Annotated in this window: 17 protein-coding genes; 13 read left to right on the top strand and 4 right to left on the bottom strand. The window is 71.8% G+C overall.

The genetic code is table 11. The features are described from left to right. The first annotated feature begins 2 nt into the window (after positions 1-2). The 5 genes from HFP48_RS15655 (at position 3) to HFP48_RS15635 (ending at position 3,870) form a co-directional block, all read left to right on the top strand. A complete protein-coding gene (locus tag HFP48_RS15655; RefSeq protein ID WP_006935398.1) occupies positions 3-965 on the top strand; it encodes a daunorubicin resistance protein DrrA family ABC transporter ATP-binding protein in 963 nt (320 codons plus the stop codon). After that, complete coding sequence (locus tag HFP48_RS15650) at positions 962-1,747, top strand: ABC transporter permease (protein WP_006935399.1); 786 nt, start codon at positions 962-964, stop codon at positions 1,745-1,747. The genes HFP48_RS15655 and HFP48_RS15650 overlap by 4 nt, the downstream gene beginning before the upstream one ends. Then, on the top strand, positions 1,744-2,535 hold the full coding sequence (locus HFP48_RS15645; RefSeq protein WP_029544126.1) for an ABC transporter permease: 792 nt from the start codon (positions 1,744-1,746) through the stop codon (positions 2,533-2,535). The genes HFP48_RS15650 and HFP48_RS15645 overlap by 4 nt, the downstream gene beginning before the upstream one ends. Positions 2,536-2,668: 133 nt before the next feature. Then, positions 2,669-2,926: a chorismate mutase gene (locus HFP48_RS15640; RefSeq protein ID WP_006935401.1), complete on the top strand. Its 258-nt coding sequence runs from the start codon at positions 2,669-2,671 to the stop codon at positions 2,924-2,926. 737 nt (positions 2,927-3,663) lie between these two features. After that, positions 3,664-3,870 (top strand): hypothetical protein, encoded by a 207-nt coding sequence (locus HFP48_RS15635; RefSeq protein ID WP_006935403.1) that lies wholly within the window; start codon positions 3,664-3,666, stop codon positions 3,868-3,870. A 78-nt stretch (positions 3,871-3,948) separates the two neighbouring features. Here HFP48_RS15635 and treY read toward each other — a convergent pair whose 3' ends face one another. Both treY and glgX read right to left on the bottom strand, forming a co-directional pair. Further along, positions 3,949-6,309: a malto-oligosyltrehalose synthase gene (treY, locus tag HFP48_RS15630; RefSeq protein WP_168579738.1), complete on the bottom strand. Its 2,361-nt coding sequence runs from the start codon at positions 6,307-6,309 to the stop codon at positions 3,949-3,951. Next, positions 6,306-8,705 carry a glycogen debranching protein GlgX gene (gene glgX, locus HFP48_RS15625; RefSeq protein WP_168579737.1) on the bottom strand — a complete coding sequence of 800 codons (2,400 nt, stop codon included), beginning with the start codon at positions 8,703-8,705 and terminating at the stop codon, positions 6,306-6,308. The genes treY and glgX overlap by 4 nt, the downstream gene beginning before the upstream one ends. Before the next feature lie 103 nt (positions 8,706-8,808). Between glgX and HFP48_RS15620 the strand changes: the two genes are divergently transcribed. The 6 genes from HFP48_RS15620 to HFP48_RS15595 all read left to right on the top strand — a co-directional run bounded on the left by HFP48_RS15620 (position 8,809) and on the right by HFP48_RS15595 (position 14,578). Then, on the top strand, positions 8,809-10,089 hold the full coding sequence (locus HFP48_RS15620) for an adenosylmethionine--8-amino-7-oxononanoate transaminase (RefSeq protein WP_029544114.1): 1,281 nt from the start codon (positions 8,809-8,811) through the stop codon (positions 10,087-10,089). Positions 10,090-10,218: 129 nt separating this feature from the next. Beyond that, positions 10,219-11,358 carry an 8-amino-7-oxononanoate synthase gene (locus HFP48_RS15615; protein ID WP_006946185.1) on the top strand — a complete coding sequence of 380 codons (1,140 nt, stop codon included), beginning with the start codon at positions 10,219-10,221 and terminating at the stop codon, positions 11,356-11,358. Continuing rightward, the gene (gene bioD, locus HFP48_RS15610; protein WP_029544109.1) at positions 11,355-12,050 is read left to right on the top strand and encodes a dethiobiotin synthase; all 696 of its coding nucleotides are present in this window, start codon (positions 11,355-11,357) and stop codon (positions 12,048-12,050) included. The genes HFP48_RS15615 and bioD overlap by 4 nt, the downstream gene beginning before the upstream one ends. A gap of 245 nt (positions 12,051-12,295) precedes the next feature. Then, a complete protein-coding gene (locus HFP48_RS15605; protein ID WP_029544106.1) occupies positions 12,296-13,582 on the top strand; it encodes a GAF domain-containing SpoIIE family protein phosphatase in 1,287 nt (428 codons plus the stop codon). 62 nt (positions 13,583-13,644) lie between these two features. Next, entirely contained in the window at positions 13,645-14,034 is a 390-nt protein-coding gene (locus HFP48_RS15600; protein WP_006946175.1) for an STAS domain-containing protein, read from the top strand. A 94-nt stretch (positions 14,035-14,128) separates the two neighbouring features. Further along, positions 14,129-14,578: an ATP-binding protein gene (locus tag HFP48_RS15595; protein WP_006946173.1), complete on the top strand. Its 450-nt coding sequence runs from the start codon at positions 14,129-14,131 to the stop codon at positions 14,576-14,578. Between the two features lie 108 nt (positions 14,579-14,686). Here HFP48_RS15595 and HFP48_RS15590 read toward each other — a convergent pair whose 3' ends face one another. Both HFP48_RS15590 and HFP48_RS15585 read right to left on the bottom strand, forming a co-directional pair. Further along, a complete protein-coding gene (locus HFP48_RS15590; RefSeq protein ID WP_168579736.1) occupies positions 14,687-15,115 on the bottom strand; it encodes a hypothetical protein in 429 nt (142 codons plus the stop codon). Positions 15,116-15,150: 35 nt separating this feature from the next. Beyond that, entirely contained in the window at positions 15,151-15,303 is a 153-nt protein-coding gene (locus HFP48_RS15585; protein WP_006946171.1) for a hypothetical protein, read from the bottom strand. Positions 15,304-15,571: 268 nt separating this feature from the next. Here HFP48_RS15585 and HFP48_RS15580 point away from each other — a divergent pair, with 268 nt between their 5' ends. Together HFP48_RS15580 and HFP48_RS15575 are read left to right on the top strand one after the other, a co-directional pair. Beyond that, on the top strand, positions 15,572-15,856 hold the full coding sequence (locus HFP48_RS15580; RefSeq protein WP_006946170.1) for a hypothetical protein: 285 nt from the start codon (positions 15,572-15,574) through the stop codon (positions 15,854-15,856). Further along, positions 15,853-16,668 carry a hypothetical protein gene (locus HFP48_RS15575; protein WP_029544101.1) on the top strand — a complete coding sequence of 272 codons (816 nt, stop codon included), beginning with the start codon at positions 15,853-15,855 and terminating at the stop codon, positions 16,666-16,668. Before HFP48_RS15580 ends, HFP48_RS15575 begins: the two co-directional genes overlap by 4 nt. Positions 16,669-16,707 lie beyond the last annotated feature (39 nt).

Below are 16,707 nucleotides of genomic sequence, written 5' to 3'. Positions count from 1 at the left end.
CCATGTCCCCCTCGACCCCAGCCGTCCTCGTCGACGCCGTCACCAAGAGCTTCGGGCCGGTCCCGGCCCTGTGCGGCGTGAGCTTCACCGCCGAGGCCGGCGAGGTCCTCGGCGTCCTCGGCCCCAACGGCGCCGGCAAGACCACCACCGTGAACATCCTGTCCACCCTGCTGCGGCCGGATTCCGGTCGCGCCGTCGTCGCCGGCCACGACGTCGTCGCCGACGCGGCCGGGGTGCGCCGCGCGGTGATGCTCACCGGCCAGTACGCCGCCCTCGACGACATGCTCACCGGCTTCGAGAACCTGGTCCTGTTCGCCCGGCTGCTCGGGCTGCGGCGCCGCGCGGCCCGCGCCCGGGCGCGGGAACTGCTCGCCGAATTCGACCTCGAGGACGCCGCCGACCGGCGGGTCGGCAAGTACTCCGGCGGCATGCGCCGCCGCATCGACATCGCCTGCGGGCTCGTCGTCCCGCCCCAGGTGGTGTTCCTCGACGAGCCGACCACCGGGCTCGATCCGCGCAGCCGCCAACGGGTCTGGGACCTGATCGCCGGATTCAAATCCCAGGGCGTCACCACGCTGCTCACCACGCAGTACCTCGAGGAGGCCGACCTGCTCGCCGACCGGATCGTCGTCATCGACCGGGGCACCGTCGTCGCCGAGGGCACCCCCGCCCAGCTGAAGCAGCGCGTCGGCGCCACCTTCTGCGAGGTCGTCCCGGTGCGGGTGGCCGACGTGCCGGCCGTGGCGCACGTGCTCGGCCGGTTCGCGCCGGCCGCGGCGATCGAGGTCGCCGCCGACCGTGTCACGATCCCCGCGCCGCACGGCGCCGGCACCTTGGCGCAGGTCGCCACCGCCGTCGCCGCCCACGGCGTCGCCGTCTCCGACATCGCGCTGCGGCGACCGTCGCTGGACGAGGTCTTCCTCGCCCTCACCGCCGCCCGGCCGCGATTCGAGGTGGTGGCATGACCACGACGACCGTCGCACCGGTTCCCTCGCCGCTCTACCAGTGGTGGGTGCTGTCCGTACGCACCCTGATCCCGGCGATCCGCGGCGGCGAACTCGTCACCGCGCTCGTCGCGCCGCTCGTGTTCACCGTCGGGTTCTACGTGCCGCTGCAACGCGTGATCGCCCTGTTCACCGGCGGAACCGTCGATTACGGGCAGTTCCTGATGCCGCTGATCGCGTTGCAGGCTGTGTCCTTCACCGCGATCTCCGCCGCCTTCCTGGCCGCGACCGACGCGGTGCACGGCATCGACCGCCGCTTCGCGACGATGCCGATCGCGGCGGCCGTGCCGCTCGCCGCGCGCCTGTCCGCGAGCGCCGTCAAGTGCGCGCTGTCGCTCTCGGCGGCGATCGGCTGCGGGCACGTGATCGGGTTCCGGTTCGCCGGAACCGCCGCAGCCGTCGGGTTCTGCGCACTCGCGCTGACCGTCGGGATGGTCCTCACGCTCGGCGCCGACGTGATCGGCACCCTGTTCCGCAGCCCGGAAGCCACGACCCAGGCACTGATGCTGCCGCAGCTCGTGCTCGGGATGCTCTCCTGCGGCTTCGTCCCGATCGACCAGTTTCCGGCCTGGATCCAGCCGTTCGTCCGCAACCAGCCCGTCTCACAGTTCGCGTCGAGCCTGCGCGGTCTCGCCGACGGCACCGCCACCGCCACCGCGCTGACGCCGACGCTGCTGTGGCTCGGCGGGATCCTTCTGGTCGTGGTCCCCCTGGCGGCCCGCACGAATCGGAGACAGCGATGAGCACCACCGTGACCGCACCCGAGAACTCGGTACCCGCTCTCGTCAGGCACACCTGGCTGCAGGCGGGGCGCCTGCTCACCCGGTGGCGCCGGGATCCGATGACGATGCTGCAGAGCCTCGCCTACCCGGTGCTGCTGCTGCTCATGCTCGAGGCGGTGCTCGGCCGGCAGGTCTCGGCGTTCGCCGGGCACGACGCCCTGTATGGGACGGTGCCGATGGTCGTCGTGATGAGCGCCCTGCTCGGCTCGCTGGCCGGCGCCGTCACGCTCGGCCGCGAATGCGCGGCCGGGCTGCCCGCGCGGCTGTGGGTGCTGCCCGTCCACCGGGCGTCGGCGCTGGCGTCGCGGTTCCTCGCCGAGGCGGTGCGCATCGCCGTGACCACCGTCGTCATCGTCGCCGCCGGCTTCGTCCTCGGCTTCCGCTTCCAGCGGGGCCCGCTCGCCGCGATCGGCTTCCTGGCGGTGCCGGTGCTGTTCGGGGTGGCGTTCGCCGCGCTGGTCACCGCGGCCGCGCTCATGGCCGCGAAAACCGTTGTCATCGAATCGATCTCGCTTCTGTGCACGCTGATGCTGTTCTTCAACCCGGGGTTCGTGCCGATCGGTGCGTACCCGGAGGTGCTTGCGCCGGTGATCCGCAACCAGCCCATGACGAGTGCCGTCGAGACGATGCAGGCGCTCGCCCTCGGTGGCGCCGTCCAGGGGCCGCTGTTGCGCACCGTGGCCTGGTCGGTCGCCCTGCTCGCGGTGTGCGCCGTGCCGGTGATCCGCGGTTACCGGCGGGCACTGTGACCGGATCCGACGGCGCGTCGGTGACAGTGACCCCGTCGGGGTGGCGAATCCGCCACCTGGGGTGGCTGTTACCCGCCGCGCCCGCGCGGGAGTATCGATGCAGCGAACACACCGAATCCCGAAGGGAGGCATCATGACCGCCGTTGCCGAACCAGGCACCACCGACTCCGAACTGCCCCGTCTGCGCGCCGACATCGACGGCCTCGACGCCGAGCTCCTCGCCGTGGTGCGGCGCCGCATCGCGCTCGAACGACGGATCGGGCAGCTCCGGGTCGGGACGGGCGCGCCCCGCGTCACCCACGCCCACGACATGAGCGTGATCCGCCGATACGCCGCGGAGCTCGGCGAGGACGGCACGGCCCTGGCCCTGGTCCTGCTGCGCCTGCGTTAGCGGTGCGGGGCAGTCCCGGGTCCACACCCACAATCCGCAGAGCCGCCCGCTCGCCGTCCGAGAGATCGCCCGCCGTCGCGCCGCGCGCAAGGTCTCGCCGCCCGGAAGGCGACGTCCCGCACCGTGATCATCGCCGGCTCGTCGAAGCGTCGGCGCCTGCCGGATTCGAGGAGCCGGTGCACCCGCTCGGACCGGAGCAGGTTCGCATGCTCCTCCTCGAAACGCCCGGCTCCGTTGCCGGCGCACCGCCGAGCTGCTCGTACGGCCTTGCGGGCGAGCAGCTGACAGACCCGGTCCGGCATGGGCTCCGCGCCGCGGAGCCGGCGCCCGGCGGTCGCGACGTCGAGTGGCCTCGCGACGGCGTGGGCGCGCATCGCCTCCGCCACATCAGCGACCCGAAGCCCCAAGGTGGCTGATACCGCGACCGGGCACAACGCGCGATCGGCACGGGCTTTCGCTTTCCGGGCAGACCGACGATCTCCCGTGGTACTCATCGGTTACCTCCTGCCCCTGCCGGAGAGCGAGGCCGACACTGCCACGACGTCCTCCGTCAGCTCCTCTACCAACGCTGTAGCGCCCCTGTCGCGCAGTACCTCGGCGGTAGCCCCGACCGGTGACAAGCACCGCTCGGTCCGGGCCACGCCACGCCGAAGGGGGGACCCCTCCCGCCACACGACCCTGGGGTAACCCCAGGTCGGATGACCCAGACGTACCGGGGGATCGCATATCGAGCTCCGGTGGTCACGGTCTACGAGTTCGATGGGTCGGCCCGGATCCACCGGCTCCGCTCGTACTACGACAAGCTGGCCATCGAAGAGCAGATCGCCGCGAGTCTTCCCGGGATCAAGGGATGGCTGTTGCGGAAGGTGACGCGCGTCCTCCTCGCGCAAGGGCGCAAAGGCCTCGAGACCCCCACGGGGCCACCGCCGACCGGTGTGGGCTGAACCGCCGGCTCGTCCGGTCGCCGGGTCCCTCGGCCGGCGTCGCCGGCCGAGGGCCGTCCACCCCCAGGAGGAGAATTCCTAATCGCGGGCCAGCGCCGCAACGGGAAGATCCGCGAACACCTCCGCCGGCGACACCGTTCCCGACAGCCGCCGCCCGGTGAGCCGATCGACCCAGAGTCCCGGCGGCAGGTCGAGCGTCGTGTCGCCCCACCCGGTTTCCTCCAGCGTGACAGTGTGCCGCGACGCGAGCGCCACCACGTCGACCTCCTCGGCCGCCGGGCCCCGCCCGAACCCGATCAGGTGACCGGCGGCCGGCCCCGACGCGGACAGCGGAACGTAGGCCCCGCCGACGAAGCTCGCCGGCCGCTCGCGGCGCAGGCGCAGCGCCCTCCGCACCACGGCGAGCTTCGCGGTGCCGGCGTCGTCCACGGCCGGCGGTGCGTCCTGTGCGAGCAGCCGGCGTCTGGTGGCGAAGTCCACGGGCCGCCGGTTGTCCGGGTCGACGAGCGAGTCCTCCCACAGTTCGGTGCCCTGGTACACGTCGGGGATGCCGGGTCCGAGCAGCTGCAGCAGCTTCTGCCCGAGCGAATCCGCGGAGAAATGAGGGGTCAGGGACGAGACGAACTCGGTCAGTGACGCGCCGACCGGCCCGTCGCACACTGCGTCGAGCCAGGCCGCCACCGCGCCCTCGAACTCCTCGTCCACCTCGGTCCAGGTGGTGCGCAAGCCGTTCTCCCGCAACGCCTTACGGGCGTACTCGCGCAGCCGCGACCGCAGTTCCCCGGTCACCACGCCGTCGCGCGGCCACGCGCCGAACAGGTTCTGCCACAGGAACAGCCCGGTGGCGGCGTCCGGCGGCGGGGCGACGGATTCCCATTCGGACAGGCACGCCGCCCACAGCTGCGGCACCTGGGAGAGCACCCCGATGCGGGCGCGGACGTCCTCGCCCCGCTTGGTGTCGTGCGTCGACAGCGACGTCATCGCCCGCGGCCACCGCCGCGCCCGCTCCGCCCACGCCAGGTGGAACTCGGCGACGGGCAACCCGAACCGTCCCGGGTGGCCACCGACCTCCTGCAGCGACACCAGCCGCGCCGCCCGGTAGAACAGGCAGTCCTCGACGGCCTTCGCCGTCGCGGCGCCGCACACCTGGCCGAACCGGGCCGCCGCCTCTCCGCCGCGGGCCAGGGCCCGGGCCAGCACCTCGAGGGCGGGTTCGAGCGCGGCGTCGGCGCGGGCGCGGTCACCCAGGATGCGGGGCAGCATCCCGCCCAGCGACGCATAGTCCGACCGGTACACGGGCAGTTCCGCCGCCACCGCGATCACGGCGTCGCGCAGCCGCTCGTCCGGGCAGGTCGCATCGGCGGCATCTCGCCGCACGGCCCGCACCAGCCGGCGCACCTCCGGCGCCAGCCCCGTCTGCAGCACCGCGCGCTTGATCTGCTTCTCCTGCGCGTGCAGCCACTCCGCGTCGCCGGGGGTGCCGGTGCGGTCGAGTGACAGCGCGTTCAGGTCCTTCTCGCCCCGCGGATCGAGGAACACCGCACCGACCTCGCCGAGCGCGTCGTAGCCCGTGGTGCCGTCGACGGGCAGGGTCGGGTCGAGCGGTTCGCCGTCGCCGAGAATCTTCTCGATCACCAGCCACCGGTCCGGGCCGACGAGCCCGCGCAGCCGCCGCAGGTAGCCGGTCGGGTCGGCCAGGCCGTCGGGATGGTCCACGCGGACGCCGTCGGTGAGGTCGTCGTCCATCCACGACGCCACCTGGGCATGCACCGCGTCGAACACCGCGGGATCCTCCACCCGCACCGCGGCGAGGTCGTCGACGGTGAAGAACCGGCGGTACCCGATCAGGCCGCTGTCCCACGGCACCAGCCGATACGCCTGCCGCGCATGTACTTCCGCTCCGGTCCCGGCGTCGGTGCCCGGGGCGACGGGGAAGCGCCGCTCGTAGTAGGCCAGCGTCGGCTCGTCGCCGGTGCGGTCGACGGTCAGCTCCTCGACGTCGGCCGCCGAACCCAGCACGGGCAGGGCGATCCGGCCGTCGGTGCCGTTGTCCGCGGCCCAGTCGACGTCGAAGTAGGTCGCGTACCGCGAGTCGCGGCCGTGCCGCAGCACGTCCCACCACCACGGGTTCTCGCAGGGATCGCCGACGCCGACGTGGTTGGGCACGATGTCGATCAGCAGACCCATCCCGCGGGAGCGGACCTCGCGGGCGAGGGCCTCGAGGCCCGCGCGGCCGCCGAGCGCCGCCGACACCGTGGTCGGGTCCACCACGTCGTAGCCGTGGGTCGATCCGGCCGCGGCGCTGAGCACGGGGGACAGGTACACGTGTGAGACCCCGAGCGCCTCGAGGTAGTCCACGAGCGCGATCGCGTCCGCGAAGGTCGTCCCGTCGCCGGTGAGCTGCAGCCGATACGTCGACGACACCGGGCGCGGGCTCATGCGGTCCTCCGCAGCACCAGCAGCGAACGGGCCTGCACCCGCACCGACCCCCCGGCGGTCACGACCTGTTCGCGCAGTCCGTCCGGCACGTCCGTGTCCAGCGCCACCGACCATTCCTGTGCGTGCGGACCGTCGGGGGTGACGAAGTCGATCGGCTCGTCGTGGGCGTTGAAGCACAGCAGGAACGAATCGTCGACGACGCGTTCGCCGCGCTGGTTCGGCTCGTGGATGCCCTCGCCGTTGAGGAACACCGACAGCGACTTGCCGAACCCGCTGTCCCAGTCCTCCGGGGTCATCTCCTCGCCCGCCGGGGTGCGCCAGGCGATGTCGCGGGACTGCTCGCCGCTGCGGATCGGCCGGCCCTCGAAGAACCGCCGCCGCCGGAACACCGGGTGCGACCGGCGCAGGGCGATCACGTTGCGGGTGAAGTCCAGCAGGTCCGCGTTCGTCTCCGCGAGCGACCAGTCCATCCAGGACAGCTCGTTGTCCTGGCAGTAGACGTTGTTGTTGCCCTGCTGCGTGCGCCCGAACTCGTCGCCGTGCGCGATCATCGGGGTGCCCTGGGAGAGCATCAGCGTCGCCAGGATGTTGCGGCTCTGCCGCTGCCGCAGGGCCAGCACCTCCGGGTCGTCGGTGGGGCCCTCGGCGCCGCAGTTCCACGACCGGTTGTGCGACTCGCCGTCCATGTTGTTCTCGCCGTTGGCGTTGTTGTGCTTCTCGTTGTAGGAGACGAGGTCGGCGAGGGTGAAGCCGTCGTGCGCGGTGACGAAGTTGATCGAGGCGCTCGGGCGGCGGCCGGTGGCCTCGTACAGGTCCGACGAGCCGGTGAGCCGGGAGGCGAACTCGCCGAGAGTGGCCGGTTCACCGCGCCAGTAGTCGCGGACCGTGTCGCGGTACTTGCCGTTCCACTCGGTCCACAGGCCGGGGAAGTTCCCCACCTGGTAGCCGCCCTCGCCGACGTCCCACGGTTCGGCGATCAGCTTGACCTGCGAGACGATCGGATCCTGCTGCACCAGGTCGAAGAACGCGGACAGCCGGTCCACGTCGTGCAGTTCGCGGGCCAGGGTGGAGGCCAGGTCGAAGCGGAAGCCGTCGACGTGCATCTCGGTCACCCAGTAGCGCAGCGAATCCATGATCAGCTGCAGGGTGTGCGGGTGGCGGGCGTTGAGGCTGTTGCCGGTGCCGGTGTAGTCCATGTAGTAGGACTTGTCGTCGTCGACCAGCCGGTAGTAGGCGGCGTTGTCGATGCCGCGGAACGAGATGGTCGGTCCCAGGTGGTTGCCCTCCGCGGTGTGGTTGTAGACCACGTCGAGGATCACCTCGATGCCTGCCTCGTGGTAGGCGCGCACCATCGCCTTGAACTCGGCGACGACGCCGCTCGGGTTGCTCGCCGACGAGTAGTCCAGGTGCGGAGCCAGGAAGCCGAAGGTGTTGTAGCCCCAGTAGTTCCGCAGCCCACGGTCCAGCAGGACCTGATCGTGCATGAACTGGTGCACGGGCATCAGTTCGATCGCGGTGACCCCGAGGCTCTGCAGATGGTCGATGATCACCGGGTGCGCCAGTCCGGCGTAGGTGCCGCGCAGCTGCTCCGGCACGCCGGGATGGGTCGCGGTCATGCCCTTCACGTGGGCTTCGTAGATGACGGTCTCGTAGTAGGGCCGGCGCGGGTGCCGGTCGGAGGCCCAGTCGAAGAACGGGTTGATCACCACGGTCGTCATCGTGTGCCCGAGCGAATCGAGCTGCGGGAAATCGGGATTCGCCGGTGCGGCGGGCTCGGGGGCGGACTCGGCCGCCGTGTCGTCCCCGGTCCCGTCGTCCCCGGTCCCGTCGCCCTCGGTCTCGCCGGACCCGGTCCCGTCCGAGTCGTCCGCCTCGTCGGCGGTCGTGTCCCCGGCGGCCTCGGCGCCGGCGTCCTCCGCGGCCCGGGCCGCCGGCTCCGGCGCCGACTGTGCCTCCTCGGCTCCTGCCGAATGCTCCGGTTCGGACGGTGCGTCCTCGGCCCCGACCATCGCGTACGAGAACAGGGACGCATCGCCGTCGAACGCGCCGTCGTAGGCCTTGCCGTAGGGGTCGAGCAGCAGCTTGCTCGGATCGCAGCGCAGACCCTGCGCCGGGTCGTAGGGGCCGTGCACCCGGTAGCCGTATCGCTGGCCGGGGGTCACCGTGGGCAGGTAGACGTGCCAGACGTTGCCGTCGACCTCCTCGATCGGCACGCGGGTCTCGGTGCCGTCCTTGGCGATCAGGCACAGTTCGACCTTCTCGGCGACCTCGGAGAAGAGGGCGAAGTTCGTGCCCGCCCCGTCGTAGGTCGCGCCGAGCGGATATGCGCTCCCCGGCCACACCGGGATGTCGGCCGGGAGGGCCTCCGTGGACGTGCTCGGCTCGGTGGGTTCCATGACCGCAACCCTAACCGGATCGACGGTCGCGTACGGGGCGAGCGATCCTCCCCGGCACGGGCGACGATCGGCCCCGGGGCGGGGACGCCTACAGTCGATCCTCGTGACCGTTCGTCGTCTGAGTCCCGACCGGGTCGCCGCGCTCGACGCGGCGCACCTGTGGCACCCCTACGGAGCCGTCCCTGCATCGACCGCGCCGCTCGTGGTCGACGAGGCGCACGGGACCCGGCTGCGGCTGGCCGACGGCCGGGAACTCGTCGACGGCATGAGCTCGTGGTGGGCCGCCGTGCACGGATACCGCCACCCGGTCCTCGACGCGGCGGTCACGCAGCAGCTGGGCCGGATGAGCCACGTCATGTTCGGGGGCCTCACCCACGAGCCGGCCGCGCGGCTCGCGGAGCTGCTCGTGGAGATCACCCCCGACGGTCTGGACAAGGTCTTCCTCGCCGATTCCGGGTCGGTGTCGGTGGAGGTCGCGGTCAAACTCGCACTGCAGTATCAGCGCGCGGCCGGCAGGCCGGGACGTCACCGGCTCATGACGTGGCGCGGCGGCTACCACGGCGACACGTTCGCGCCGATGAGCGTGTGCGACCCCGAGGGCGGCATGCACTCGATGTGGACCGGCGTGCTGCAGCGGCAGGTGTTCGCGCCGGCGCCGCCCCGCGAGTTCGATCCGGCGTACGTCGCCGAGTTCGAAGCGCTGCTCGAAGCCCATACGGACGAGCTGGCCGCCGTGATCGTCGAGCCGGTGGTCCAGGGGGCGGGCGGGATGCGCTTCCACGACCCCCGCTATCTGAACGAGCTGCGCCGGATGTGCGACGCACACGGGCTGCTGCTGATCTTCGACGAGATCGCCACCGGGTTCGGCCGTACCGGGGAGCTGTTCGCCGCCGACCACGCGGCCGTCGCGCCGGACGTCATGTGCGTCGGCAAGGCGTTGACCGGTGGCTATCTGACCCTGGCCGCGGTGCTGTGCACATCGGCCGTCGCCGAAGTGGTCAGTGCGGGCGAGGGCGGCGGCATCATGCACGGCCCGACGTTCATGGGCAATCCGCTCGCGTGCGCGGTTGCCGTCGCTGCCGTGGAGTTGCTGCTGTCACGGGATTGGCGCGGCGAAGTGGCCGCGCTGACCGCCGGCCTCGAGGCGGGCCTGGCGCCGGCGCGGGAGCTGCCGGGCGTGGTGGACGCGCGGGTGCTCGGCGGCATCGGCGTGCTCGAACTGGACCGGCCGGTGGACATGGGCGCCGCGACGGCGGCCGCCGTCGCGGCCGGAGTGTGGCTGCGCCCGTTCCGCAACCTGATCTACGCGATGCCGCCCTACGTCTGCAGCGCCGACGACGTGCAGAGGATCGCCGCGGGGATGTGCGCGGCGGCCCGGGCCTGATCCGGCCCGGCACGCCGGGTCACGAGCGGGGAACTCGCGGGGCGGCGGTCACCGCCGGCAGCCACCGCACGGGGAGGAATCGGCCGCCCGGAGCGTCACTTGAACAGTGTTCAGGTATGGTCTGCCGACATGACCGCCTTCGCCAGCCTCCAGTGGCTCGACGACGTCGCCGACGCCCGTCGCGCGGCGGGCCTGCGCCGCACCCTGCATCCGCGCACCCCGGCACCGGGCACCGTCGACCTCGCCTCCAACGACTACCTCGGGCTCGTCCGGCACCCCGAGGTCCTCGCCGCCGCGACCGCCGCGCTGCGCCGGTGGGGCGGCGGCGCCACCGGATCCCGCCTCGTCACGGGCACCACCAGCGAGCACGAACTGCTCGAGCGTGAACTCGCCGAGTTCACCGGCGCCGAGTCCGGCCTCGTATTCGCCAGCGGCTACGCCGCCAACCTCGGCGCCGTCACCGCCCTCGCCGACCGCGACACCCTCGTGGTCTCCGACGCGGGTTGCCACGCGTCCCTGGTCGACGCATGCCGGCTGACCCGCGCGCGGGTGCAGATCGCCCCGCACGCCGACGTCGACTTCGTGCGGACGGCCCTCGCCACCCGCACCGAGCGGCGCGCCCTCGTGCTCACCGACTCCGTGTTCAGCGCCGACGGAGACCTCGCGCCGCTGCCGGAACTGCATGCGGCGTGCCGCGCGCACGGCGCACTGCTGCTCGTCGACGAGGCCCACGGGGTCGGAGTCCGCGGTGAGGGGGGCCGCGGACTCGTCCACGAGGCGGGTCTCGCCGGCGAACCCGACGTCGTGGTCACCGCCACGCTGTCGAAGTCCCTGGCCTCGCAGGGCGGCGTGGTCCTCGCCGATACCCGCGTGCGGGCCCACCTGATCGACGCCGCCCGCACCTTCATCTTCGACACCGGTCTCGCGCCCGCGGCCGTCGGCGCCGCCCGCGGTGCGCTGCGCGTGCTGCGCGACGAGCCGCAACGGGCCACCGCCGTGCTCGAACGGGCCGCCGACCTGGCCCGGATCACCGGCGTCGCCGCCCCAACGTCGGCGGTGGTGTCGGTGATCCTCGGTGACCCGCAGGTCGCGTTCGACGCCGCCCAGGCGTGCCGCAGCCGGGGCGTCCACGTCGGCTGCTTCCGGCCGCCGTCCGTCCCCGAGGGCACGTCCCGGCTGCGGCTGACCGCGCGCGCGAATCTCGGCGCCGACGAGCTCGCCCGCATCGAAAGCGTCCTCACCGACGTGCTGGCCGGGGTGCGGGCATGACCGTCCTGTGTGTGACCGGCACCTCCACCGAGGTGGGCAAGACCGTCGTCACGGCGGCCTACGCCGCCGTGGCCGCCGCGGCGGGCCTGCGGGTCGCCGTGTGCAAACCGGCGCAGACCGGCGTCGCCGACGACGCACCCGGCGACCTCGCCGAGATCGCCCGGCTCACCGGGCACCGGGTCCACACCGTCGAACTGGCCCGCTACCCGGAGCCGCTCGCACCGGACACCGCGGCGCGGCGCAGCGGGCGGCCGCCGCTGCACCTGCCCGACGTCGTCACCGCCGTGCGGGCACTCGCGGACGCGTACGACCTGGTGCTCGTCGAGGGGGCCGGCGGGCTGCTCGTCCGGCTGGGAGCGGACGGGTTCACCCTCCTCGACGTCGCCGCCGCGCTGAGCGCCCCCACCGTGGTGGTGGCGGCCCCCGCCCTGGGCACCCTGAACCACAGCGCGCTGACCGTCGCCGCGCTGCAGGCCGGCGGCGTCGAGTGCGCGGGCCTGGTGATCGGCGCGTGGCCGGAGCAGCCCGGTCTGGCCGAGCGGTGCAATCTGCAGGACCTGCCCGAGGTGACCGGCGTGCCCGTCGTCGGGCGTATCCCGGCGGGCAGTGGCGCCCTCGACGCCGTGGCCTTCGGCGAGCAGGCCGCACGCTGGCTGCCGGCCGACCGGACCGGGCTGCCGATGCGATCCTGACGCCCGTCGCGGCCCGCGCTCGGCGCCCCGGCACGTTTCCTGCAGGTGAACGAATGTGCGAAGACGGCGAGTTCGGGTAGGGTGTCCGATGCGGTTGAGACACCAGCCGTAGTGCCTGTGAGGTACGCGTTCCGACTACGCGTCCCTACGTCAGTGCTACGCAGTGCTCGTCGCGTTGGGTGTCGACTGCTGCGTTTCACCGACCGAGGCAGGACCGGAAGTCGGTGTAGGAGACAGCGCAGGCGATGACGGTGCTCGATCACCAGCAGTGGGAGACTGCCCGCATGCGGGCCGTTTCCCGCTACAACATTCTCGACACCCCGGCCGACGGCACGTTCGACCGGATCGCCCGACTGGCTGCGTCCTGGTTCGGCACCCCGATCGCCACGGTGACGATCGTCGACGAGGACCGCATCTGGTTCAAGGCCGCCCACGGCCTCGAGGGGGTGCGGCAGATCGACCGCGACCCGGGCCTGTGCGCCTCCGCGATTCTCTGCGACCGTCCCTATGTGGTGGCCGATGCCCGGACCGACCCGCGGACCGCGCAGAATCCCCTCGTCCAGGGCGAGCTGGGGGTGCGGTTCTACGCCGCCGCCCCCATCACCACCGCGGACGGCTACCGGCTCGGCACGGTCAACGTCCTCGACACCCGGCCCCGGGAGGTCTCCACCGCGGACCTGTCCGTCCTCGAGGACCTCGCGTCGGTGGTGATGGATCAGCTGGAGCTGCGGTTGTCGGCGCTGGCCACCGTCCGGGCCGAACGGGACCTGCGGCTGCAGGCCGAGCGCGACCGGCACGTGCTCGCCGAACTCGCCACGACCCTGCAGCGGACCCTGCTGCCGCCGTCGCTGCCGGCCATCGAGGGCATCGAGCTCGCGTGCCACTACCATGCGGCGTCCTCCCAGCAGGTCGGCGGCGACTTCTACGACGTGTTCCACCTCGGTGACGACAGGTGGGCGTTCTTCCTCGGGGATGTCGAGGGGCACGGGCCCGTCGCGGCCTCGGTCACCTCGCTGATCAGGTACACGCTGCGGGCGGCCGCCGTGCGATTCTCCGACCCGCGGCTGGCGCTGGCCGAACTCAACACCGTCCTGCTGCTCGACCCGCAGCAGCACCGGTTCTGCACCGTGATGCTCGGGATCATCGAACCGAACCTCGAGGGTCGCGAGGGCGCCCGGGTGACCCTCGCCACCGGCGGGCATCCGCCCGCGCTGCTGCTGCGGCGCTCGGGGGCGGTCTGCGCTGCGGTCGGCGTGCGCGGCATGCTGGTGGGCGCGCTGCCCGAGGCCCGCTTCGGAGCGTGCACCGTCGACCTCGAGCCGGGAGAGACGCTGCTGCTCTACACCGACGGACTCACCGAGGCCCGCCCCGACGGGCGGGAGATCTTCGGGGAGGAGAACGTCGTCGCATTCCTCTCCGCGCGAGTGCCGGACGCCACCCCGATCCGCCTCGTCGCCGAGCTTTCCGAATTGATTCCCAGCCTGCGGGCGCAGGACGACATCGCCCTGCTCGCCGTGGGTGTACCCCGTTGACTTCCGATCCCCGGATCGGACCCGCTATCGCACAGGAGGACAGAGTCTTGCATGATGGACAGATGAACGAAGCGACTTCCGAACAGCCGATCATGGCCGTATCCCAGACGTGGAGCGGCGACATCGCGGTGCTGTCGGTGGCCGGTGACGTGGATCTGGTCAGCGCCCCGCAGCTCGAGGAGGAAGCCGTCGCCACCCTGGGTAACGACAAGTGCCGGGGTCTGATCGTGGACCTGGGTGCCGTCAACTTCCTTGCCTCGGTGGGCATCGCCGTGCTGGTGGACCTGTCGAAGAAGACCGCCGGCACGATCCCCTACGCCGTCGTCGCGCAGGGCTCGGCCACCGCGCGGCCCCTGTCGCTGCTCGGGCTCGACGAGGTGTTCCCGATCCACAGCCGCCTCGACGAGGCGCTGGCCGCCCTGCAGGCCGACAAGGCCGGCACGGAGGCATGAGCCGACAAGGCCGGCAGGGAGGCATGCGCCGGGCGGAGACCTGGCACGCCGGACACGAACCGGTCGGGGACCTGTCGACGACGAGGGAACGAGGATGCAGACGCGAGGCGTAGCACCAGCCTTTCTGACGACCGGACTGTACTACCGCGGCGTACGCGCCGAGGCCTCGCAGGTGACGATGCTGCGGCAGGCTCTCGATCGGTGGCTCAGCGGCCTGCGGCTCGCCGAGGTCGGCGGCCAGGATGTGCTGCTGGCCAGTTACGAGGCGCTCGCGAACGCGGTGGAGCACGCTTACGCCGACGGTGACGGCACGGTCGACCTCGAGGCGAAGTACTCGCCTCAGGACCGGTGCGTCGAGATCGTCGTCACCGATCGCGGGCACTGGCGGGAATCGGCCGTGCCGACCGCCGGGAGCTCGCGCGGGCACGGCCTGACGCTGATCCGGAACCTGGCCGCGGACACCGACCTGGCCGTCAATTCCGACGGCACCGTGGTGGCGATGCGCTGGCACCTGCCGCAGGAGGCCTCGGCCTTCTCGGGTTGATCCGGGCCGCCGGGGCGGCGTCTCCTGCTCGCCCGACGGCTGGTCGACCGAACGACTCCGGCCCCGGCGCACGACGCGCCGGGGCCGGAGTCGATTTCGTGGACGGAGTCAGGCCGGTTGCGGGTCCCGGCGGGCCCCGGCGTCACCGTTCAGGGCGAACACCGAGGTGCACACGGTCCCGGCGGGCACCGTGACGTCCCCGCGGGACTGGGTCACGGTGTCGCCGAGCAGGTCGTGTTCGACGAGTGCCTCGAGGATCCGTTCGGGGGCGTCGTGCACGCAGACGTAGGGGATGCCGGCGGCGCGCACGGACTGCATCGTCATCGCCTCGGCGGGAGAGCAGGCGCCGTCGAGCACCTCCTCGGTGACGATCGCGCACACCACCCGGCCCGGGGCGAAGGTGTCGGTGAAACCGAGTCCGTGGTGACGCGCCCACGTCCGCAGCTCGGCACCGCGGGCGCCGTCGAGCACCCGGGAGCAGTCACCGACGATCAGCAGTTCGCCGGCCGGTACCCCTTCGATCGATCCTGAACTCATCTGATCCCCTGCTTTCCACATCGACGTCGTCGACCTCATGCGCGCCCGGTGCTCGCCGACCGCTCGTCGGTGCGTGGTTCGGCGAACATCGCCTCGATGCGGCGCTTGATCTCCTCGGTACTCATGGCCGAGCCGGCCGAGGCCGTGGCGCGACGGGAAGCGGCGGAGGCGAACAAGGTGGTCTGCATGACGGTTTCGGTCCTTACTCTCTTCAGCGCGAGCTGTTTTCACACTGGCACCAAAGCTTTCCCGGATGCGGGATTTTCGAAACCTGTAGCAGAGATTTCACATTTCTTGGACTGAAATGTCCGGATCCGGGGCGGATAGGCCGCCCGGCGGGGCGTTTACGCGCCGATCGCCGGATTCGCATGTGTTGCCGCGCGAATGTCGTACTGTGATAGCTGTCACATCGAGTCGGCAGGTGTCGACGTGCCGACCGCCCTCTCGGAGGTACGAATGTCCACCACCGAAATGCAGGAACTGCACCGCACCATCGGTCACCTTCGGCACTGCCTGACCTCGCTCCGGTCGAGGTACGGCGACGCCGCTGCGGTGCGCCGCCTGATCAACGACGTGGACCGGCTCGACATCGACGCGCAGGATCTGGCGGCCTCGCCGCCGCGCGAGACGTCCCGGCCGGCCGGCGAGCGGATTCCGATCCCCGACACCCCGTACGACGAGATCTTCCGCGGCGTCGACTGTGACGACGAGGGGCTCGGCGGCCTGCACGGCTCGCGGTGAGCGCCCCCGCGGCAGGCGCCGGCGTCCGGTCCTCGACGCGGGCCCGGATCGCGGCGCGCACGCTACGCACCGACCGGTGGTGGCAACCGCCCGTGCTCACCACGCTCGGGCTGGCCGTCTTCGTCGTCTACGCGACGATTCGGTCCTTCGTGCGCACCGCGTACTGGGTGGAGGAGTACCACTACCTCACGCCGTTCTACTCGCCGTGTGTCAGCGCGTCGTGCGTGCCCGGCGCCCGGCACTTCGGGACGTGGGTGGGCGAGCTGCCCATGTGGATCCCCCTGGCGTTCCTGTCGCTGCCGTTCCTGCTCGGATTCCGGCTGACGTGCTACTACTACCGCAAGGCCTACTATCGCTCGATCTGGCTGGCGCCGCCGGCCTGCGCCGTCGCCGAGCCGCACGCCCGGTACACGGGGGAGACGCGGCTGCCGCTGCTGATCCAGAACTCGCACCGCTACTTCTTCTACGTCGCGCTCGTCATCTCGGCGATCAACACCTACGACGCGATCGTCGCGTTCCACGGTTCCGGCGGCGGGTTCGGCTTCGGCCTCGGCAACCTCATCCTGGTGGGGAACGTGCTGCTCCTGTGGGCGTACACCGTCTCGTGCCACTCGTGCCGGCACGTCACCGGCGGCCGGCTCAAGCACTTCTCGAAACACCCGCTGCGTTACCGGATCTGGACGGCGGTTTCCCGGCTCAACACCCGGCACATGCAACTGGCGTGGACCACGCTGGGCACCCTGATGATCACGGATTTCTACATCATGCTCGTGGCGAGCGGCACCATCTCGGACCTGCGGTTCGTCGGCTGAGCCACGACGACGGCCCGGGCGCCGGCCCCGGGCCGACTC

This window comes from Rhodococcus sp. DMU1 (genome assembly GCF_012272955.1).
In the GTDB taxonomy this organism is placed as follows: Bacteria; Actinomycetota; Actinomycetes; order Mycobacteriales; family Mycobacteriaceae; genus Rhodococcus; species Rhodococcus aetherivorans.
This window is presented reverse-complemented; position numbering and strand designations above follow the sequence as displayed.